The organism is Aestuariibaculum suncheonense (genome assembly GCF_014596935.1).
GTDB lineage: Bacteria > Bacteroidota > Bacteroidia > Flavobacteriales > Flavobacteriaceae > Aestuariibaculum > Aestuariibaculum suncheonense.
Genome location: NZ_JACVXC010000003.1, coordinates 438,595 through 459,644, shown reverse-complemented (window position 1 = coordinate 459,644; position 21,050 = coordinate 438,595). Strand labels below are relative to the sequence as shown.

The 21,050-nt window shown below is 36.7% G+C and carries 19 protein-coding genes; 13 read left to right on the top strand and 6 right to left on the bottom strand.

Translation table 11 applies throughout. The features are described from left to right. The first annotated feature begins 93 nt into the window (after window positions 1-93). From ICJ84_RS10210 to ICJ84_RS10180, 7 genes are all read left to right on the top strand, one after another. Complete coding sequence (locus ICJ84_RS10210; protein ID WP_241748735.1) at window positions 94-744, top strand: Crp/Fnr family transcriptional regulator; 651 nt, start codon at window positions 94-96, stop codon at window positions 742-744. A 254-nt stretch (window positions 745-998) separates the two neighbouring features. Further along, window positions 999-2,387 carry a CmpA/NrtA family ABC transporter substrate-binding protein gene (locus tag ICJ84_RS10205; protein ID WP_188216293.1) on the top strand — a complete coding sequence of 463 codons (1,389 nt, stop codon included), beginning with the start codon at window positions 999-1,001 and terminating at the stop codon, window positions 2,385-2,387. A 26-nt stretch (window positions 2,388-2,413) separates the two neighbouring features. Next, on the top strand, window positions 2,414-3,520 hold the full coding sequence (locus ICJ84_RS10200; RefSeq protein WP_188216292.1) for an ABC transporter permease: 1,107 nt from the start codon (window positions 2,414-2,416) through the stop codon (window positions 3,518-3,520). A 31-nt stretch (window positions 3,521-3,551) separates the two neighbouring features. After that, entirely contained in the window at window positions 3,552-4,397 is an 846-nt protein-coding gene (locus ICJ84_RS10195) for an ABC transporter ATP-binding protein (protein ID WP_188216291.1), read from the top strand. 12 nt (window positions 4,398-4,409) lie between these two features. Next, window positions 4,410-5,234, top strand: coding sequence for an ABC transporter ATP-binding protein (locus ICJ84_RS10190; protein WP_188216290.1), 825 nt, complete (start codon window positions 4,410-4,412; stop codon window positions 5,232-5,234). A 109-nt stretch (window positions 5,235-5,343) separates the two neighbouring features. Next, window positions 5,344-6,612 (top strand): alginate export family protein, encoded by a 1,269-nt coding sequence (locus ICJ84_RS10185; RefSeq protein ID WP_188216289.1) that lies wholly within the window; start codon window positions 5,344-5,346, stop codon window positions 6,610-6,612. Between the two features lie 142 nt (window positions 6,613-6,754). After that, complete coding sequence (locus tag ICJ84_RS10180) at window positions 6,755-8,290, top strand: YifB family Mg chelatase-like AAA ATPase (RefSeq protein WP_188216288.1); 1,536 nt, start codon at window positions 6,755-6,757, stop codon at window positions 8,288-8,290. Between the two features lie 50 nt (window positions 8,291-8,340). On the opposite strand, the gene ICJ84_RS10175 is transcribed toward ICJ84_RS10180, so the two are convergent. Next, the gene (locus tag ICJ84_RS10175) at window positions 8,341-8,865 is read right to left on the bottom strand and encodes a DUF5004 domain-containing protein (RefSeq protein WP_188216287.1); all 525 of its coding nucleotides are present in this window, start codon (window positions 8,863-8,865) and stop codon (window positions 8,341-8,343) included. A 274-nt stretch (window positions 8,866-9,139) separates the two neighbouring features. Here ICJ84_RS10175 and pxpA point away from each other — a divergent pair, with 274 nt between their 5' ends. The 3 genes from pxpA to ICJ84_RS10160 are packed head-to-tail and all read left to right on the top strand — an operon-like array spanning window position 9,140 to window position 11,459. Next, window positions 9,140-9,880: a 5-oxoprolinase subunit PxpA gene (gene pxpA / locus ICJ84_RS10170; RefSeq protein ID WP_188216286.1), complete on the top strand. Its 741-nt coding sequence runs from the start codon at window positions 9,140-9,142 to the stop codon at window positions 9,878-9,880. A gap of 3 nt (window positions 9,881-9,883) precedes the next feature. After that, window positions 9,884-10,615: a 5-oxoprolinase subunit PxpB gene (gene pxpB / locus ICJ84_RS10165; RefSeq protein ID WP_188216285.1), complete on the top strand. Its 732-nt coding sequence runs from the start codon at window positions 9,884-9,886 to the stop codon at window positions 10,613-10,615. Continuing rightward, a complete protein-coding gene (locus ICJ84_RS10160; RefSeq protein ID WP_188216284.1) occupies window positions 10,608-11,459 on the top strand; it encodes a 5-oxoprolinase subunit C family protein in 852 nt (283 codons plus the stop codon). Before pxpB ends, ICJ84_RS10160 begins: the two co-directional genes overlap by 8 nt. Window positions 11,460-11,466: 7 nt before the next feature. Here ICJ84_RS10160 and deoC (ICJ84_RS10155) read toward each other — a convergent pair whose 3' ends face one another. From deoC (ICJ84_RS10155) to clpB, 3 genes are all read right to left on the bottom strand, one after another. After that, on the bottom strand, window positions 11,467-12,114 hold the full coding sequence (deoC, locus tag ICJ84_RS10155; RefSeq protein WP_188216283.1) for a deoxyribose-phosphate aldolase: 648 nt from the start codon (window positions 12,112-12,114) through the stop codon (window positions 11,467-11,469). A 140-nt stretch (window positions 12,115-12,254) separates the two neighbouring features. Further along, complete coding sequence (gene deoC / locus ICJ84_RS10150) at window positions 12,255-12,914, bottom strand: deoxyribose-phosphate aldolase (RefSeq protein ID WP_188216282.1); 660 nt, start codon at window positions 12,912-12,914, stop codon at window positions 12,255-12,257. A gap of 358 nt (window positions 12,915-13,272) precedes the next feature. Further along, on the bottom strand, window positions 13,273-15,879 hold the full coding sequence (gene clpB / locus ICJ84_RS10145; RefSeq protein ID WP_188216281.1) for an ATP-dependent chaperone ClpB: 2,607 nt from the start codon (window positions 15,877-15,879) through the stop codon (window positions 13,273-13,275). 192 nt (window positions 15,880-16,071) lie between these two features. Between clpB and ytxJ the strand changes: the two genes are divergently transcribed. The 3 genes from ytxJ to ICJ84_RS10130 are packed head-to-tail and all read left to right on the top strand — an operon-like array spanning window position 16,072 to window position 18,627. Beyond that, window positions 16,072-16,461, top strand: coding sequence for a bacillithiol system redox-active protein YtxJ (gene ytxJ, locus ICJ84_RS10140; RefSeq protein ID WP_188216280.1), 390 nt, complete (start codon window positions 16,072-16,074; stop codon window positions 16,459-16,461). Window positions 16,462-16,479: 18 nt separating this feature from the next. Then, a complete protein-coding gene (locus ICJ84_RS10135) occupies window positions 16,480-16,887 on the top strand; it encodes a gamma-glutamylcyclotransferase family protein (protein ID WP_188216279.1) in 408 nt (135 codons plus the stop codon). Window positions 16,888-16,941: 54 nt separating this feature from the next. Further along, window positions 16,942-18,627 carry an RluA family pseudouridine synthase gene (locus tag ICJ84_RS10130; RefSeq protein WP_188216278.1) on the top strand — a complete coding sequence of 562 codons (1,686 nt, stop codon included), beginning with the start codon at window positions 16,942-16,944 and terminating at the stop codon, window positions 18,625-18,627. Window positions 18,628-18,642: 15 nt separating this feature from the next. On the opposite strand, the gene ICJ84_RS10125 is transcribed toward ICJ84_RS10130, so the two are convergent. Next, on the bottom strand, window positions 18,643-19,593 hold the full coding sequence (locus ICJ84_RS10125) for an NmrA/HSCARG family protein (RefSeq protein WP_188216277.1): 951 nt from the start codon (window positions 19,591-19,593) through the stop codon (window positions 18,643-18,645). Between the two features lie 117 nt (window positions 19,594-19,710). Continuing rightward, window positions 19,711-21,000, bottom strand: a complete 1,290-nt coding sequence (locus ICJ84_RS10120) for a serine hydrolase domain-containing protein (RefSeq protein ID WP_188216276.1) — start codon at window positions 20,998-21,000, stop codon at window positions 19,711-19,713. Window positions 21,001-21,050: the final 50 nt, after the last annotated feature.

Here is a 21,050-nt window from a genome sequence, read left to right as displayed (position 1 = left end):
AGACATAAAGTTTTAACCGCAACACGTAAAAACATGCCAAACCATTCATCGTGTCATAACTGTGAAAATCAGAATTGCTTAATTAAGAGTAATATGTCTGTTTTTGAGGATGATGAGTTGGTTGTGAAAAAGAATAATCTACGTTGTAAAAAGGGGCAGCAGTTTATTATAGAAGGTGCACCAGTTAACGGGTTGTTTTTTGTTTTAAAAGGAAAGGTTAAGGTTTTTAGGACAGGAATTAATGGGAGAGAGCAAATTGTTCGTTTTGCTCGCGAGGGTGAAATTATTGGGCACCGTGGTTTTGGAACAGAGGAGTATTATTCCATTGGAGCTATTGCTTTAGAAGATACGGTGTTGTGTTATTTTTCTAAACACCTGTTACAGCAGGCTTTGATGAGTAACCCTAAGTTTGCTTACGATCTTATGTTGTTTTATGCTAATGAATTAAATAAGAGTGAATCTAAGGTGAAATCTATTTCGCAAATGACGGTTCGTGAGCGAGTGATTGATACTTTATTATATATTAATAGAAAATTTGGAGTGAATAAAGGGTTTTTGGATGTAAACTTAAGTAGAAAGGAGTATGCTGATTATGCAGGAACAACAGAAGAGCAGGTGATTAGAGTGTTTTCTGCTTTGAAAAAGGAAAAATTAATTATAGCGAGAGGAAAAAAAATAGGAATTAATGATATAAGTCTGTTAAAAGGAGAAATAAATGAGCATAATTTCTTCTTAGATAGTTAAAAGAGTTTGTTTTAAGTACTTTACCAACTTTATTAGTTATTGCCATGCGTATTTTACGTATGGCTTTTTTGTTTATAAGTAGTTTGTTATCTCTTGGTTTTATTGGGGTTTTTTAATAAACCTGTGTTTTAGCAGGTTTTTTATTGCTTAAAAAGATGATTTTCTATGTGATATCCCATTGAAAGGATTATTTACTACGTATATATTTGTTGAAAAATAAGTATAAATACGTAAATTAACTAAAATCCTTCAATATGAAATCAGTATTAAAAAAATCAGCATGGGCACTATCAGTTTCATTACTGTTGTTTTCTTGTGGTGGAAAAGATTCTAAAAAGAAAGCGATAACCGAAGAAATCGCAGAAAATGTATCTAAAACAAAAACTTTAGATATAGAGAAACCTCAGTTAACCTTTGGTTTCATAAAATTAACAGATATGGCGCCTTTAGCTATTGCTAAAGAAAAAGGCTTTTTTGAAGACGAAGGCTTATTTGTATCTGTTGAGGCGCAATCAAACTGGAAAAATGTTTTAGATCGAGTTATTGATGGTCAGTTAGACGGATCTCACATGTTGGCTGGTCAGCCTATTGCTGCTGGAGCCGGTTTTGGTAGGCAAGCAGAATTGGTAACAGCTTTTTCAATGGACTTAAACGGAAATGGTATTACCGTATCAAATGATGTCTGGTCTAAAATGAAGGCTAATGTACCTATGGGAGAAGATGGTAAACCAATACATCCAATTAAAGCAGATGCTTTAAAGCCTGTAATTGCTGAATATAAAAATAATGGTAATGCTTTTAAAATGGGAATGGTGTTTCCGGTGTCTACACACAATTACGAAATCAGATATTGGTTAGCGGCAGCCGGAATTCATCCGGGGATGTATACGGCAGAAAATGTGCAAGGACAGATTGATGCTGAAGTGTTATTATCTGTAACGCCTCCGCCACAAATGCCGGCAACTTTAGAAGCAGGAACGATTTACGGATACTGTGTGGGTGAACCATGGAACCAGCAAGCCGTGTTTAAGGGGATTGGAGTACCGGTAGTAACGAACTATGATATCTGGAAAAACAATCCTGAGAAAGTTTTTGTTATGACTAAAAAGTTTGTTGAGGAAAATCCTAATACAGCTATTGCGGTAACTAAAGCCTTAATTCGTGCAGGAAAATGGTTGGATGAACCAGGAAACAGAGCGGAAGCTGTGAAAATATTATCCATGCCGCAATACGTAGGTGCCGATGAAGTGGTGTTAGCGAATTCCATGACCGGAACCTTTGAGTTTGAAAAGGGTGATAAGCGTGAAATGCCTGACTTTAACGTGTTCTATAAGTATAATGCAACCTATCCGTTCTTTTCAGATGGTATCTGGTTCTTAACTCAAATGCGTCGTTGGGGGCAAATTCCGGAAGCAAAGCCTGCAGATTGGTATGCGGAAACAATTAAAGATATTTACAGACCAGATATTTGGAAAAAAGCAGCTTCCCTTTTAGTTGAAGAAGGATACATTCCGGCTTCAGATATTCCTCAAACCGACGGGTATAAACCAGTAACAACAGATTTTATTGACGGTACATCGTACGATGCAAAAGATCCAATAGGATATATCAACAGTTTCAAAATAGGAAACAAAGACAAGTAATACATTCAATATAAAATTTAGCAATCATGAAGCAGACTGTAACATTAGATAGAGTAACCAAATTTATGGGACTTGGGTTTTTAATGACAATAAAATCCTTGTTCACCGGAGATTTAGATAAAGAAGGGTTTAGAAACTTCTTAAGAAAAGTAGTTGTGCCAATCGCTTCCATATTCTTATTTATTGGCTTATGGCACATGGGCGCTAAATCGTTATATAATATAGAGGCGGATTATAAAATTGAAAAGGCATTAACCGAACAAGGGCAGGAGGCAGCAGATGTTATGAAAGCTTGTATAGCTTCTGGAGATATAAGTTGCCAGCCAAATACATTACCATCTCCTGCTCAGGTTTGGGAGTCGTATAGATCTTTGTTACGAGATCATCAAATTATTAAAGCTGATAAAGATGCTTTTGCGGAGAAAACAGCTACTCTAAATGCTAAGCGCATTGCAGAAGGTAAAGATCCTATTACGTATACTGGTCGTCCATCATTTGTTGATCAAATTTTAACCAGTTTGAAAACGGTTTTTGCAGGGTTTTTATTGGCTTTGGTTATTGCTGTACCGATTGGGGTTATTATCGGTTTAAGTAAAACCTTAAGAAGCTCGGTTAACTGGTTGATTCAGATTTTTAAACCGGTATCTCCTGTAGTGTGGTTGCTATTGGTGTTCATGATTGTGAAAACTTTGACTAAAGATTCAAATTCCGATAGTGCATTTATTATTTCGTTTATAAGTGTGGGCTTATGTTCTATGTGGGCAACTTTAGTAAATACCGCAATGGGTGTGGCGTCGGTAGATAAAGATTATATCAATGTGGCTAAAGTTTTAAAATTAGGACCAGTTCAGAAAGTATTTAAGGTGATTTTACCATCATCATTACCGTTAATATTTACAGGTTTAAGAATTACGTTGTCTGTAGCCTGGATGGTTCTTATTGCTATTGAACTGTTAGCGCAAAGTCCGGGCTTAGGATCTTTTGTTTGGGAAGAATTTCAGAACGGTGCCGTAGATTCCAATTCAAAAATTATTGTTGCCATGTTTGTTATTGGGGGAATCGGGTTTTTGCTAGATCGTATTATGTTAACCATTCAAAATGCCATATCCTTCAATAAAACAAGTGGTATTTAACGAATTAATTATTAACTTTTAAGGGTATAAAATGGCATACTTAGAACTAAATAACGTATACAAAACCTACGGACAAGGCGACTATGCAACCGAGGTACTTTCTAATATCAATTTAACCATTGAAGAAGGTGAGTTTGTGGCTATCGTAGGGTTTACAGGAAGTGGTAAAACAACTTTAGTAAACCTGATAAATGGGCTGTTGCAACCAACCCGAGGCGAAGTGCTTTTTAAAGGGTTACCTGTTTTGGGAACCAGTCATGAGCGCGGTGTGATTTTTCAAAATTACTCATTATTACCTTGGTTAACGGTGGGACAGAACATATTTATGGCGGTAAAAGAAGTTTTTCCTAAAAAGACTAAAAAGGAGCTTCAAGAACTTGTGGCAGAATATGTTGATATGGTAAATTTAACACCAGCAATAAATAAAAGACCAAAAGAATTATCTGGTGGGATGCGTCAGCGAGTGGCTGTCGCCAGGGCTTTGGCTATGAAACCAGAGATGATTATAATGGACGAACCACTGGGGGCATTGGATGCTTTAACTCGTGGAAATCTTCAGGATGAAATTTTAAATATCTGGGGCAAGGAAAAACGAACCGCTTTACTAATCACAAATGATGTAGATGAAGGTATCTACATGGCAGACCGCATTATTCCATTGCGTCCGGGACCAAAAGCGACTTTAGGACCAGAGTTTAAAATTAATATTGAACGTCCGCGAGATAAAACCGAACTTAACGATAATGCTAACTTTAAAGAAACCAGAAACGCTATTATTGAGTACTTAATGGATATAGGAAATGAGCGGAAGTCGGTAGAGCAGGAAGTTTACGAATTACCAGATTTAACACCGAAAAGCTTTGTTGGACGCTTTTAAAACATGGAAAATATGATTTCAAATACAATACACAATGACTTAGTTATCGAAAATGGCATTGCATTTCATGAAGATGTGATGTTGGATTTAAAACATCTTAAGAAAGTTTACCCAACACCAAAAGGAGATTATGTGGTTCTTGAAGATTTAAACCTTCAGATTATGAAGGAGGAATTCGTAACCATTATAGGGCATTCGGGTTGTGGTAAAACCACGATGTTATCCATGATTGCGGGGTTAAACGAAATTTCGGGAGGTAATATATCGGTTTTAGGACGTCATATTAAAGGACCTGGACCAGATCGAGGTGTTATTTTTCAGGCGCCAAGTTTAATGCCCTGGATGACCTCGCTTCAAAATGTGATGTTGGGTGTAAATCAGGTATTTCCTCATGCAACCAAGTCTCAACGCAACGATATTGCTAAATACTATCTTCAAAAAGTAGGTTTGGAAGATGCCTTTCATAAAAAAGCCTCCGATTTATCTCAGGGGATGCAGCAGGGTGTTGGTATTGCCAGAGCGTTTGCAATAAAACCCAAAGTATTGTTGCTGGATGAGCCTTTTGGTATGTTAGATTCTTTAACACGTGGTGAACTTCAGGATATTCTTATTGAAATCTGGAATAAAGAAAAAATTACAGCGGTTATGATTACACATGATGTAGATGAAGCCATTTTTTTAGCAGATCGTGTGGTGATGATGACTAGTGGGCCAAAAGCTAAAATCGGAGATATTCTAAATATAGATTTCGAAAGACCTAGAACACGAAAATCGGTTTTAGAGCATGACGATTATTATAAATACAGAAAACATCTTATTGATTTCTTAGAGCATTAAATAGGGATATGAGTTTTGTCATAAAATGAGACAAGGTTATCCTATATTTTTGAGAAATTGATTAAAAAGAAAAACAAACTAACCAATTTTTAAACTTAAAAAATAACAGATGAAAAAACAATATGTAATTCTAGGGCTATTATTAGGATGCTTGCAATATGTACATGCACAATTTACTTTAGATGGTGAATTTCGACCAAGAACCGAATACCGCCACGGATTTGGGAGTATAATTGCGGATGGTGCTGATGCGGGTTTTGGGGTATCGACCAGAGCACGATTAAATGCAGGGTTTGCAACAGAATCATATAAATTTTATTTAAGCCTGCAGGATGTGATGGTTTGGGGTGAAAACAGACAGATTTTGCCTTATGATCAAAATAATTCGTTTGCTGTGTTTCAGGCTTGGGCAGAACTTAATTTAGGTTCAGGTTGGACTACTAAATTAGGGCGTCAGGTACTATCATATGATGATCAACGTATTTTAGGAGGTTTAGACTGGGCACAACAGGGGCGTAATCATGATGCTGCATTGTTAAAATATAAAAAGGAAAAATTTGCTATAGATGTGGCCTTCGCATTTAATCAGGATTATTCGAATCCGGGAGGATTTGTAAATACAAGTACAGCATATAATACAACTGGGTTTTTCTCATATAAAACTATGCAAATGGCTCATTTAAGTCAGTCTTGGGAGAAATTATCAGGAAGTTTATTATTTATGAATAATGGATTTCAAGAATTTGATGATACCGATGCACCAGACGGAACAAGTAACCTTCAAACCTTTGGAACTCATTTAGATTATAAATCAGGAAGTTTTGGAGTAGCAGCAAATGCCTTTCTTCAAACAGGACAAAGACAAGGGGAAGTTGATGTGAAGGGGGCTTATTTAGTAGGACTTGATTTGAGTTATAAAGTGTCTCCTAAAGTAGGTTTAGGTGCCGGACTTGAAATTATCAGTGGGAGTGATGGTGATGCTGGAGAAACTGGTGCATTTTTCCCTTTATATGGAACAAATCATAAATTTAACGGATTTATGGATTATTTCTATGTAGGTAACCATGCAAATTCAATTGGGCTATTTGATGTGCATATTAGTGCTAACTTCACGTTGAGTGAAACCTCAAGTTTGTTGGTTAAAGCTTTAAACTTTAGTGGAGAGCAGGATTTGCCAAGTGGAGATAAAGCTTTAGGAACAGAAATAGATTTAGTGTTTACAAAGAAATTTAAGGGCTATACCTTAGTTATGGGATATTCTCAAATGTTTGCTGCAGATGGCATATACGAGTTAAAAGGAGTGTCTGAAGACGCTGCTGCTGATGGTCAAAATTGGGCATGGGCCATGTTAGTGTTGAAACCGAAATTTTTAAACTAATTAAAAAAGTGTCTATATAAATTGAGAGAATAAATTTATTGACTCTAACAAAATCCCGCTTGATGCGGGATTTTTTGTTAGAAATTGGTTTTTAGGGATTTAAAATACTTTTCTTACATTTATAAGGGAAAAATGATCATATATGCTGAAGAAAGTATTTGGAAGTGCCGTTTTTGGTGTTGAAGCTACCACCATCACTGTTGAGGTAAATTGCGATTCGGGTATTGGCTATCATTTGGTAGGTTTGCCTGATAATGCCATTAAAGAAAGTAATTACCGTATAGCGGCTGCATTGCAGAATAACGGTTATAAAATTCCTGGGAAGAAAATTACCATTAACATGGCGCCGGCCGATTTGCGGAAAGAAGGTAGTGCTTACGATTTAACTTTGGCGATTGGTATTCTTACTGCTTCCAAGCAGATTCAAGCCGAACATTTAGAAAAATATATTATCATGGGAGAGCTTTCACTTGACGGAAGTCTGCAACCCATAAAAGGTGCGCTGCCTATTGCGGTAAAAGCACGACAAGAAGGCTTTAAAGGTTTTATTTTACCGAGTCAAAATGCAAAAGAAGCTGCCATAGTGGATAATTTAGAGGTGTATGGTGTTGATAATATTAAACAGGTTATTGATTATTTCGATAAAGGAGTGTCGCTTGAGCAAACTATAATTAACACGCGAGACGAATTTTATAAAAATTTAGAATTTCCGGAATTCGATTTTAGTGATGTAAAAGGTCAGGAAGGGATTAAACGTTGTATGGAGATTGCAGCTGCCGGCGGACATAACATTATTTTAATCGGACCTCCGGGGGCAGGAAAAACGATGTTAGCCAAACGTTTACCCAGCATTTTACCGCCTATGACGCTTCATGAAGCTTTAGAAACGACTAAAATTCATTCTGTGGTTGGTAGGGTAAAAGATAGTGGACTCATGGCGCAACGTCCGTTTCGCAGTCCGCACCACACAATAAGCGATGTTGCTTTGGTTGGTGGTGGTGCGTTTCCGCAACCTGGAGAAATATCGTTGTCGCATAACGGCGTGTTGTTTTTAGATGAATTGCCGGAATTTAAACGTAGTGTATTAGAGGTATTGCGACAGCCTTTAGAAGATCGGGAAGTGACAATTTCCAGAGCAAAATTTACGGTAACATACCCGTCATCGTTTATGTTGGTTGCTAGTATGAATCCGAGTCCTGGTGGGTATTTTAACGATCCCAATGCTCCGGTAACATCAAGTCCAGCTGAAATGCAGCGTTATTTAAGCAAGATTTCAGGGCCGCTGTTAGATCGCATCGATATTCATATAGAAGTGACGTCTGTACCGTTTGAAAAGCTTTCAGAAGATCGGAAAAGTGAATCTTCAGTAGAGATTAGAAAACGTGTAACCGAGGCCAGAGCAATTCAAACGAAACGATTTTCAGAATCTGATACCGTGCATTACAATGCGCAGATGAATACAAAACAAATTCGTAAGCATTGTGTTTTGGATGAAGCCTCAAAACAGTTGCTTAAAACGGCTATGGAGCGTTTAAATTTGTCGGCGCGCGCCTATGACAGGATTTTGAAAGTTGCGAGAACAATTGCCGATTTGGAGCATTCAGAACGTGTGAATGGTTCTCATATAAGTGAAGCGATTCAGTATAGAAGTTTGGATCGGGAGGGGTGGCTTGTGTAAAAAAAAAGAGCAAGAATACATCTTGCTCCTTAATTTGTAGCTTGTAAAAGCTATTCCGTTACTTTTTCGTAAGTCGAAGTAGTCACAGAAGTAATAACAACATCGTTCACGTCAACAAAATTATAAGTCGTTTCAATGGTGAATTCGGTGTTTGTTTCGTTAACTTCAATTAAAGTTGATTGTTTAGCACAACTAGCAACAAGAGATAGAACAGAGGCTTCATTTAATTGCCAGGTTCCTGAAATGGTTTGTTCGTTTTCGCAGTCTGCTGCGGTTGTTCCAGCCAAAAAGGAATAGCTGCGATCGCTGTTAAATTCGTAGGCAACATCTTGTTGGCATTCGGTGTATTGACTAAATAGATCTGTGGTTGGATTTTCAACATCATCATCAGTTAAATCAATTTCTTCTTCCGTAACAATACTTTTAAGTTTCCAAAGTCCTGTAACATTAGTTTCAGTCTCTGTTAATTCGCCTGTAAATGCTTCTGGACATTTGTAGTCGTTGTCGTCATCGCAACTAACAGCAAGAAGACTTGCTACTATTAAGCTTTTTACAAGTAGAATAGGTTTTTTCATAGTTTAATAATTTTTTAATTCCCTTAAAAGATGTTGAGATTGCTAAATAGTTGCGTGAACTTGGTGATAAATTTTGATTTAAGTGAAGTTTTTTCTTGTAAGGTTTTGGTTTTGTGTAGTATGTGTTTTTTTGAAATTTCAGTTTTATAATGGAAATAAATATTGTCCGCGAATTTGTGTAGTTTTGATCTGCTAAGTTGATGATATTGCTTTTAAATAATGATATGATTACCTTAGATTGAAAAGTAAAAGGATAACTAAAATTGCGGATGTTATGGAACAGTTTCATGTTGATGTAAATGCTGATGTAGGGGAAGGAGTGGGTAATGAAGCGGAGTTAATGCCTTTTTTATCATCATGCAATATTGCTTGCGGAGGTCATGCCGGCGATACTGCTACTATGCGAAAGGTAGTGGCTTTAGCGAAGGTTCATGGAGTGAAAGTAGGGGCGCATCCGTCATTTCCAGATCGAGAGCACTTTGGAAGGCAGCCTGTAGAAATGTCTTGCGTAGCGTTATTTGCCTCCTTGAAACATCAAATAGATAGTTTATTGGCTGTTTTAAAAGAAGAGCAGGTGGGGTTGCATCATATAAAACCTCATGGCGCCCTTTATAATATGGCAGCTACCGATATAAAACTGGCTGAGGTTGTAGTTGAGGTTATAAGAAGTTATGCATTGCCCATGCAGTTGTATGTCCCTTATGGTTCGGTGATTGCTGATGTGGCGACTCAAAATAACATACCGATTGTTTATGAAGTGTTTGCAGATAGAAATTATAACGACGATTTATCTTTGGTATCGAGAGCTAAAAAGGAGGCTTTAATTCATGATGTTGACACCATGTTTGAACATGTTTACAGAATGATTTCTTTACAAGAAGTGAAAACCATTGATGGTACAAAAGTGCCGATTCGAGTGAATACTATTTGTGTTCATGGTGACAATATGGAAGCTATAAAATTAGTTCAAAATCTTTGGGGAAAGTTAGTCGATAAAGGTGTCAAAATTTACTAGTTTATGGCTTATAATTTATCATATAAACCCTATGGAGAACGTGCTATTTTTATCGAATGGCCGGCAATTATTGATGAAGAAATATTGAGAGATGTGCTTAGTTTTAAACACAAAATAGAAAAGTTAAATATTAAATCTTTACTTGAAATAAGGCAATCATATAATTCATTATTAGTTGTTTATGGTTTTGTTGAAATAAATTTTAAAGCTGAAATTGAGACTATAAATAAAATCTATAGTAAGTCTGAGAGTGCTATTTCATTAGATTTAATGCAGTGGACTATTCCTGTATGTTATGAAGAAGAATTTGGGATAGATTTAGAGGAGTTGTCTGGTTTGAAAAACGTGACAAAATCTCAAATTATCGAATGGCATTCTCAGTCCATTTATACGGTTTATTTTATAGGTTTCTTACCAGGGTTTTTATATTTAGGAGGCTTGGATAAAAGGCTTCATACGCCTCGAAAATCAACTCCTCGATTACAAATTAGAAAAGGGTCAGTCGCTATTGGCGGAAGCCAAACAGGAATTTATCCAATGGCGAGTCCGGGTGGTTGGAATGTTATAGGTAACACGCCGGTAACCTTATTTGATGCTACGAAGCAGTCGCCCTGTTTTGTGAAACCGGGAGACAAGGTGCGATTTAAGCCTGTATCGCTTGATGAGTACAAGAGCATTAAAATACTTGTAGAAGCAGGTGTGTATCAAATAGAAAGTGAGGTGATTCGTGATTAAAGTGTTGAAGCCGGGATTATATTCCAGTATACAGGATTTCGGGCGTTTTGGATGCCAACAATATGGGGTGCCGTATTCTGGTGTTATGGATCGCTATTCTGCGGGTTTGGCGAATATCATTTTAGGGAATGCTCCGGATTTAGCGGTTATTGAAATGACTGTAATGGGAGGGGTATTTCAGTTTGATTCAGATACGGTTATTTGTGTTACTGGTGCAGATATGTCACCAAAGCTTAACGGAGAAACTATTCCTCAAAATTTACCTGTAAAAATTGTAACAGGAGATGTCTTGTCGTTTGGGAAATTACGAAAAGGTGTTCGATGTTATGTGGCGGTTTTGGGAGGTTTGCTTTCTGAAAAAATACTCGAAAGCCGAAGCATGTATCAGGGAGTTACAAAGCAAAGTGTTTTATTAAAAAATGATATAATTGAAATCACTACAAGTAGTTCATTTTTAATTATTAAAAATGCATTAGTTAAACTTAAAGATGAGGTTTTTGAAAATGATTATTTGGAAGTTTTTAAAGGTCCTGAATTCGATTTGTTAACTAAAAATCAGCAGACATTTTTAATGTCAAATAGCTTTTCTATTTCAAAAAATAATAGCCGAATGGCATATCAATTAGAGGAATGTTTAGAAAATGTTTTAGAGCCGATTATTACCTCGCCCGTACTTCCGGGAACGGTGCAATTAACACCTTCAGGACAATTGATTATTTTAATGCGCGATTGCCAGACAACAGGAGGATACCCCAGAGTACTTCAGCTTAAAGAATCATCAATAAATGTGTTGGCTCAAAAATTCACAGGGGATAAAATTCAGTTTAATTTGCTGGAGTATTAACCGGAAGTTATTTTCCGGTAACAATAGTAATACCAGCCGAAGTACCAATGCGATCAACGCCTAGTTTGATGTATTCTATGGCGGTTTTAAAATCTTTAATGCCTCCGGATGCTTTAATCTTGGCATGATCTTTTGCGATAGATTTCATCAATCTTACGTGTTCAATGGTTGCGCCATGAGGACCAAATCCTGTAGAGGTTTTAATAAAATCTGCACCTGCTTTAATGGTTAGCTCTGAAGCTGTAATAATTTCGTCTTCGGTTAAATAGCAGGTTTCAATAATAACTTTTAAAACCTGATTAGGGAGGCGGTTTTTAACAGATGCAATATCTCTAATTACGCCTGTATAGTCTTTTGCCTTGAGGAGACCTAAATTAATTACCATATCAATTTCGTCGGCACCGTCTTTCAGAGCTTGAATAGTTTCGTAAATTTTAGCTTCTGTACTCATGGCGCCTAATGGAAAACCAACAACCGTACATACTTTCACGTTGCTGTTTTGTGTATGTTCTTTAGCTAATGATGTGAAATAACTGTTGGTGCAAACCGAAAAGAATCTGAATTTCTTTGCTTCTTCACATAGTTGAATAATCTCAGCTTTGGTAGCTGTAGGTTTTAAAAGGGTGTGATCGATATAACTGCTAAGGTGTGTCATAAAGTGTGGCGGTTATACTTAAAAGATAAAAGCAAAGCGTTCAGTAAATATAATACAAAGTACGTGTAAAAAAAATAGCGCAACAAACGTATTAACATTTGCTGAACGACTTGATGAGGAAATTTAAAGTCAGGTATTATCTAAGAGATGGGTCTGGCTTTTTTTGCTTTTTTATTCAGTAAGGCATTAAAGCCAATGCGATGCACGCCAACTTCTAAGTATTTCATGCTGGTTTCAAGATCTTCTATGTCGCCTGAGGCTGTTATTTTAGCTGAATCTTTAATGGTTTTTTTTATGATTTTTGTAGCTGTTAAAGTAGCGCCGCCTTTCGAAAAACCGCTTGAGGTTTTAATGAAATCGACATTAGCGTCCAAACAGATTTCACAAGCTTTAATGATTTCGTTTTTATTTAATTCTGAAATTTCTAAAATGACTTTTAGAGTTGTATTACCAATAGCCATTTTAACATCGCTGATATCTTTTAGTACAGATACATAATTTTTACTTTTTAAAAACCCAAGATTAATAACCATTTCGATTTCTTCAGCGCCGTCTTCAATCGCTTTTTTAGCCTCAAAAACTTTGGCATCGGTAGACATGGCTCCAAACGGAAAACCTACTACCGAGCATACCTTTGTAGGTGAATTTTCTAGTAGCTGACTTGCTAAAGCAACATAAGAGCTATTAATGCAAACACTATAGAAGTCATTTTGAATGGCTTCGTAGCAAAGATCAATAATCTCTCGTTCTGTTGTTGTAGGGGTTAATAGAGTATATTCTATATGCTTAGATATATTCATAGGGATAGGTAGGTTTTAAATGCTATTAATTTCTCGTTAATATATATACGAGTCATGTAGTTTTGGGGACTATCATTGACGCAAATTTAACTATTTTTATTTTACATTTTTTTAGAGTATTGGCTACTATTTATTAACAATTTAATACTCAGTTTATTGTATTTAGGGTTTTGTTAAGATACAATTATTCTTTTTTAAATGAAAGAAAAATCAACTTTTTCAATTGTTTTTGTTTTATAGATTTTTTTTAATGTTCTTATTTTGTTGATTTTAAGTTTTGTTATCTAAAGTTTAAGTTTGCTGAAAAAAAACAGGGTTTCCGTACGGAAACCCTGTTTTTAAATTAATAATTTGTTAGTCATACGTTCTCTGAAACCAAATCGCTTTGATTTCTGAAGACCAGTTGATCATCGAAGGCATCAAGTAAGATAATGCTGTCTGTAGTGACAGTTCCTGCGAGTATTTCTTTACTTAAGGCATTCAAAACTTCTTTTTGAATCACGCGTTTTACAGGTCTTGCGCCGTATTCCGGATTGTAGCCTTTGTCTGCCAAATAATCCACAGCTTCCTGCGTGGCATCAAAAGTGATGCCTTGTTTGTTAATCATTTTTGTGATGTTTTTAAGCTGTAATTCAACAATATCTCTGATGTTTTCCTTGGTTAGAGGGGTGAACATAATCGTATCATCTATACGGTTTAAAAACTCTGGTCGCACACTTTGTTTTAATAGTGCTAATACATCTATTTTTGCTGTTTCAATAGCGGAATCTATGTCTTTTGTGGCTTCAAAACGTTCTTGAATAATCTGACTACCAATGTTAGACGTCATAATGACGATGGTGTTTTTGAAATCAGCAACACGTCCTTTGTTATCTGTTAAGTGCCCTTCATCTAATACTTGTAATAAGATGTTGAAGGTGTCCGGATGTGCTTTTTCAATTTCATCCAACAACACTACAGAATACGGTTTACGTCTAACTGCTTCGGTTAACTGACCGCCTTCGTCATAACCTACGTATCCCGGAGGCGCACCAACTAAGCGACTAACTGCATGACGTTCCTGGTATTCACTCATATCAATACGTGTCATGGCGTTTTCATCATCAAATAGATATTCGGCAAGTGCTTTCGCTAGTTCCGTTTTACCAACTCCGGTTGTTCCTAAGAATAGGAAGGTGCCTATTGGCTTTTGAGGGTTTTGTAGACCGGCACGACTTCTGCGTACGGCATCACTAACCGCTTCGATAGCTTCTTCCTGTCCGACCACGCGCTTGTGTAATTCGTCTTCCAGTTTTAAAAGCTTTTCACGTTCACTTTGAAGCATTTTAGTTACTGGAATACCTGTCCATTTTGCAACAACTTCGGCAATATCATCATAAGTTACTTCCTCTTTTATTAGAGAGTTTTCAGATTGTGCCTGTAATTGTTTTTGGTAGCCCTCTAGTTGTTCTTGAGCTTCTTTTATTTTGCCATAGCGTAATTCGGCAACTTTTCCATAGTCTCCATCGCGTTCAGCGCGTTCAGCTTCCAGTTTGTAATTTTCAATATTCTGTTTAGTGTTCTGGATATTGTCAACAACTTCTTTTTCGCTTTTCCATTTCGCATTAATCTCGTTGCGTTGTTCTTTAATGTTTGCTAAATCGGCTTGTAAAGCTTTTAGTTTTGTTTCGTCTTTTTCGCGCTTAATGGCTTCAATCTCGATTTCCAGCTGCATAATCTTTCTGTCTAAAACATCTAGTTCTTCAGGTTTTGAGTTGATTTCCATGCGTAATTTTGATGCAGCTTCATCCATTAAGTCAATCGCCTTATCGGGTAAGAATCGATTAGTAATGTAGCGTTGTGATAATTCTACAGCACCAATAATAGCTTCGTCTTTAATACGAACTTTATGGTGCGTTTCGTATTTTTCTTTAATACCACGTAAAATAGAAATCGCACTTTCTGTATCTGGTTCATCAACCATGACTTTTTGGAAACGACGCTCTAAAGCTTTGTCTTTTTCAAAGTATTTCTGGTACTCATCTAAAGTCGTAGCTCCAATCGCGCGAAGTTCTCCGCGAGCTAAGGCTGGTTTTAAGATGTTTGCTGCATCCATAGCACCTTGTCCGCCACCAGCACCTACCAGTGTATGAATTTCGTCTATAAATAACACGATATCGCCTTCGCTGGTTGTTACTTCTTTTACAACAGCTTTTAAGCGCTCTTCAAATTCTCCTTTGTATTTGGCACCAGCAATTAAGGCACCCATATCCAGAGCGAAAATTTGTTTGTCTTTTAGGTTTTCAGGAATATCACCATCTACAATTCTATGCGCTAAACCTTCGGCAATGGCGGTTTTTCCTGTTCCAGGTTCACCAACCAGAATCGGGTTGTTTTTGGTGCGTCGTGATAAAATCTGTAATATTCTGCGAATTTCTTCATCACGCCCAATAACAGGATCCAGTTTCCCGTCTTTAACCAGTTGATTCAGGTTTTTGGCGTATTTGTTTAATGAATTGTAGGTGTCTTCCTGGCTTTGAGATGTTACATTTTCTCCTTTACGTAGTTCTTGAATACTAGCGGTTAAGGTTTTTTCTGTTACGCCTTGGTCTTTTAGCATCTGGGCAATTTTGCTGTTTGATTTAAAAATGGCGATGATTAAATGTTCTATCGAAACATAGTCATCTTTCATTTTTTTTGCAATAATAGATGCTTCGTTAAGTGTTTTTCCTGCTTCACGAGACAATATTAGTTCGCTACCTGTAACTTTTGGGAAGCTCTCAATTTGTTTATCTAAAGCTTGTTCTAAAATGTTAATATTTACATTCAGTTTTTTTAAAATGAATGGTAATACGTTTTCATCTACTTCAAGAATCCCTTTAAAAAGGTGTTCGTTTTCAATTTGTTGATGACCCAAGCCTTGCGCTATTTGTTGCGCTTGTTGTATGGCTTCTTGCGATTTAATAGTATAATTATTTAAGTTCATAAGTGTTCTTTTATTTGTGTTTCGCCAGAGCGATTCGTTAAATTTTAGTTTCTTTACACCTTGAATAAGTCAATAATCTTACCATCGCAAAAAGAGAGACAAAATGTCTTGTTTTGTTGGGTTTTTGGTGACGATTAGTCAGATGTAAGGTTATTGAATTATTTCGACTTAGGGCATAAACAGAATAAATATATGGGATTATTTGATAAAATATTTAACGGTTCGTCTGAAGAAAAAGAAGTTAAAAACTTACCGTGGATTGATTTAAAGGCTGTTGAGCAATTGCAACGTATAGTTGGGAAATCTTCCGAAAAACCTCAGATTATATTTAAACATTCTACACGTTGTGGTATTAGCCGAATGGTAAAAAGTCAGTTTGAATCAGATTATAAAATATCGGAAGGCCAGGCTGATTTGTATTATCTAGATTTACTAAACTACCGAGATATATCAAATGAAATAGCTCAAAAATTCGGTGTTTACCATGAATCACCACAATTACTAATTATAAAAAATGGCTCAGTTGCAGCACATGATAGTCATGGTGGAATAAACGATTTAGAATTGTCAAAATATATTTAAAAAAGCAAGAATTATAACATGTATAATACGCGTACAACGTACTTATTTGTTTACGGAACGTTATTGGAAGACAGTAAAAATGAAATGTCTGACTTTTTAAAGAGGCATTCAGAATTTTTGGGAAGAGGATTTTTTTGCGGTAAGCTATATGATGTAGGTGAGTTTCCGGGAGCTGTTTTGAGCGATAGCTTACAGGATAAGGTTTATGGGAAAATTTATGAAATTTCAGATGCTAATGAAGTATTCAAGATATTAGACGATTACGAAGGTATAGAATCCCTTGAAACTGAAAAAGGGCTGTTTAAGCGTGTGGTCGTCGAGGCTTTTCTGGAAGCCGGTCATACAGTAAAAACCTGGGTTTATTTATATAATAAGTCTGTATTGAACTTGAGGTTAATTCCTTCGGGAAATTATATAGATTCCTAGAAAGTAGACTGAAGTTTTAATTCTTTTATCTTTGCAGCGCCTTTAAAACCTGATATGACTCATTTTTGCGATTCCCGATTTCATCCTTTAAAATTTAGCGATAAGATAACGTTGCCTGAAAAGTTTACGTTTCCATTTTATTACGAGCCACATCCATTGTGTATTGAAGCCGCAAAGGATTTGCAACAGTATTTAGAATCTCAAACCGAGTTTGTTCATAATTTCGGATTAGATGCGAATATGGAAGGTTTGGTTATCGGGAAGATGTTCGGTGTTATGGTTGTTAAAAATCAGGCGGGAGACTTAGGGTACCTCGCGGCGTTTTCCGGAAAGTTAGCTGAAAGTAATTATCTGAATGGTTTTGTGCCTCCAATTTATAATACTTTAAATACTGATGGCTTTTATAAAAAAGGGGAAGCTGAATTAAATACGCTAAACCGACGTATTGAAACATTAGAAGCTGCTACGGAATTAAAGGAAGCTAAAGATATTTTGAAGCAAAGCAAAGATGAAGCTGAGGCTGAAATTCATGCCCATAAAGCTTTGATGAAGGCTGAAAAGAAAAGACGTAATCAGGAGCGAGATAAAGCTAAGCAGGTGATGAGTGAAGATGCCTTTCAAAAGCTTTTTGATGAGTTGAAGGAAAAAAGCATCGGCTATCAATTACAGTTGAAGTATTTGAAATACCATTGGGAGCAGAAGATAAATGAAGCTGAAGAGGTTTTAAATCGATTACAGCAACCTATAAACGATTTAAAAGCACAACGTGCCGCGCAGTCTGCTGGTTTGCAGAAGCGTATTCACGAGCAATATCAGTTTTTAAATGCTCATGGAGAAACCAAAGACCTCTTAGATGTTTTTCAAGACACAACGTCTCCTGTGCCTCCAGCCGGGTCAGGGGAGTGTGCTGCGCCGAAATTATTTCAGTATGCTTATGAAAATGGTTTTGAGCCGATTGCTATGGCTGAATTCTGGTGGGGAGCTTCCCCAAAATCAGAAGTGCGTCAACATAAACAGTTTTATCCATCCTGCCGAAGTAAGTGTGAACCCATTTTAGGGCATATGATGCAAGGATTGAAGGTGGATGAAAATCCTATAGAGCAATCTATAAGTTATGAAGCCGATTTGGAAATCGTTTATGAAGATGAGTATTTGTTGTTGGTAAATAAACCACATGAGTTTTTGTCTGTGCCTGGGAAAACGTTTAGTGAATCGGTATTAACCAAAATGAAAACTTACTTACCAAAAGCAAAAGGGCCATTGTTGGTACATCGTTTAGATATGTCAACTTCAGGATTGTTATTGGTAGCAAAAAGCGAGCGTATTCATAAGCATCTACAGAAACAGTTTATCGAACGTTCGGTAAAAAAACGTTATGTTGCCTTGTTGGATGGTGAGTTAAAAACAAAATCAGGTCAGATTAACTTGCCTTTACGCGTTGATTTAGATAACCGACCACAGCAGTTGGTGTGTTATGAGCACGGCAAACCAGCTGTGACTAATTTTGAAGTTCAGGCTATTGAAAATGGTAAAACCAGAATTCATTTTTATCCGGTTACTGGTCGCACGCATCAGTTGCGTGTACATGCTGCCCACAGCAAAGGTTTGCATATGCCTATCATTGGAGATGATTTATACGGCGTGAAAACCAACCGTTTGCATTTACATGCCGAACAATTAACGTTTACTCATCCTGTAACCAAAGAAGTGTTAACGATAACTTTTGAAGCTCCGTTTTAGGGGTTTATTCGTTTTTTAATCTATTGGAATTCGAGATTTATTTAATGTCAGCCATTTGTCAAAATTTTGCATTTCAGGATTCAGCTCTAATGAAAATATTTCATCTCGAATGCTGTTAAAGTCGTCGTTAAAATCTCTTTTAAATTGAAACATATTACCTAAGTCATCGGCACCAGGAAAACCAAAACTACGGTAAGTGTCTGCACTCACATTATTGTAAATCACATTTATATTTAAAGCTTTTGATAGCTTTTTAGCCATGTCGACCCCGCTTAATTTTTCACCTGCAATACCAACGGTTTTATTTATGAGTTGAGTTCCTTTTTTGAAGATACCGTAAGCGCATTTTCCAATATCTTCAGCAGCTATTCCGGCCAAAGTTTTATCCTCCATAGGAAATGCAATGTAGTAATTACCATCTTCACCTTTTTGTGGACCCATCCCAAAATAAATAAAATTATCCCAATAGAAAGAAGTTCTTAAAAATGTTACGGGCAGGCCGGCTTCGGTAAATAGTTTGTCGGATGCGCCTTTCTCATCGAAGTGAGGAACTTTATATTTTTCTTGTAATGTTGGCATGCGGTCATCATCTAAAGATACCCAGTTTCTAGTATCCTCTAAAGTAGACCAAATGATGTGTTTAATATCAGAATCTTTAGCGGCTTCAATAAAATTTAAAACTTCCTGATGTTCTTTTTCTGCTGAAAAATGTTCCCAAAAAAAGGTAACAAAGTAAGCGCCGTAAGCACCATGCAGTGCTTTTTTTATGCTTTGGGTATCATCAATATTGGCTTCAATAACATCTGCGCCTAAGTCGGCCAATATTTTTGCCTTTTCTGAGTTTGCATTTCTAGTTACAGCTCGTACTGTGAATTTTGAGTTGGAATCTGTAAGGATGGCTCGAACAAGTCCGCCTCCCTGAGCGCCAGTGGCGCCAAATACAATTATAATCTTTTTGTTTTCCATGATTTACTTTTTTTTTAAGTTTAAACAAGTAGACAAAAAGGAAAATGGTTTCTTTGGAGTATGTCCTCTAAAGATAAGAAAAAAATGAATTCAATTTGAAATTAGGATACCGATGAATTATAAACTTGCCATATCTTTAGAGTGGTCGGAGGTATGTTGTTGGTATACCTGTTTTACAATTTCTTTTAATTCCGGAATTACGTTTGAAGCAATTTTAGAGTGACTGTTTAGAAGCACACAAATTCCTAAGTCGTCTTCAGGAAATAAGGCAATTTCATTTCTAAAATCATTAACACTGCCACCATGATGTAGGATGGTTTTTTCTTTTTTAGTGTCTCCATCTGAATATTTATGAATTCGCCATCCAAAGCCGTAATACGATTTTAAATGCCCAGGCCAGCGTTGATAGTATTTACTGTGACCGCCGATTTCAATAAAAGGTTTAAACGCATCAAATAAGGCTGATTTATCCATAACTTCAGGATTGTGACCTAATAAAAATCGCATCCATTTTGCCATATCTAAAGCGCTAGCATTGATGCCGCCTGCAGCTATAGCGTTGTAGTATTTGTTAGTAAGTTTTATTGGTTTCCAACCATGTGTTCTTTTGATGTGTGGGAAGGCGACATTGTTTGCATGCGTTAATGTTTCGTGGTCCATGCACGTCGAGTGCATGTTAAGAGGTTTGAAGAAACGATTCATTAAAGCTGAAGCTAAATCCTGTCCGGTTTCTCTGCGAATAACCTCACCACAAAGAGCAAACATGGCATTTTGGTAACTGTACATAGCACCAGGTGCGCTAACCGGAGTAATGTCTTTGAAGCGGTCAACAATATCAGATAGAGGCAAGCCTGCTTCTACAAGATTGGTGAAACTGTGATATGGTGTTCCAGCAGTATGAGATAGTAGATTCGCTAATGTGATTTTATCGGTGTTGCTTTTATCGCCTAAACGAAACTCAGGAATATAGTCGCTAACTTTATCTTCCCAGTGTATAAGCCCTTCGTTTTCAAAGCTGGCAGCTAAAATTCCTGCAAACCCTTTAGATATAGAACCTAATCGAAAAATAGTTTCGCTATCAACCGGCTCTTTAAGATTAGCATTTCGTTTACCAAAGCCTTCAGAAATGACAATAGAATCTCCTTTTACAATACTTACTCCAGCACCTATAATATCCCCTTTTGCCAAGGCATTTTCAAAATAGGTTTCAATAGCTACTTTTAACTCGTTTTGTTTTGCTTTGTATTCCTGTAAAACTTTAGGATTTATAGCTGGCTTTTTTGGTAACTCAGCCGCTTCAACAACTTTTACACCTGGAGTTGATGTAAATTTAAATACGCTATACGTCAGACCGGTGATGGCCACGGTAATACATGCAGATTTAACTAAGACTTTTGATCTTCGCATTGGGTTAAGTTAAGGTTTACTACGGGTTGATTTTCGCAAATATAGGATAA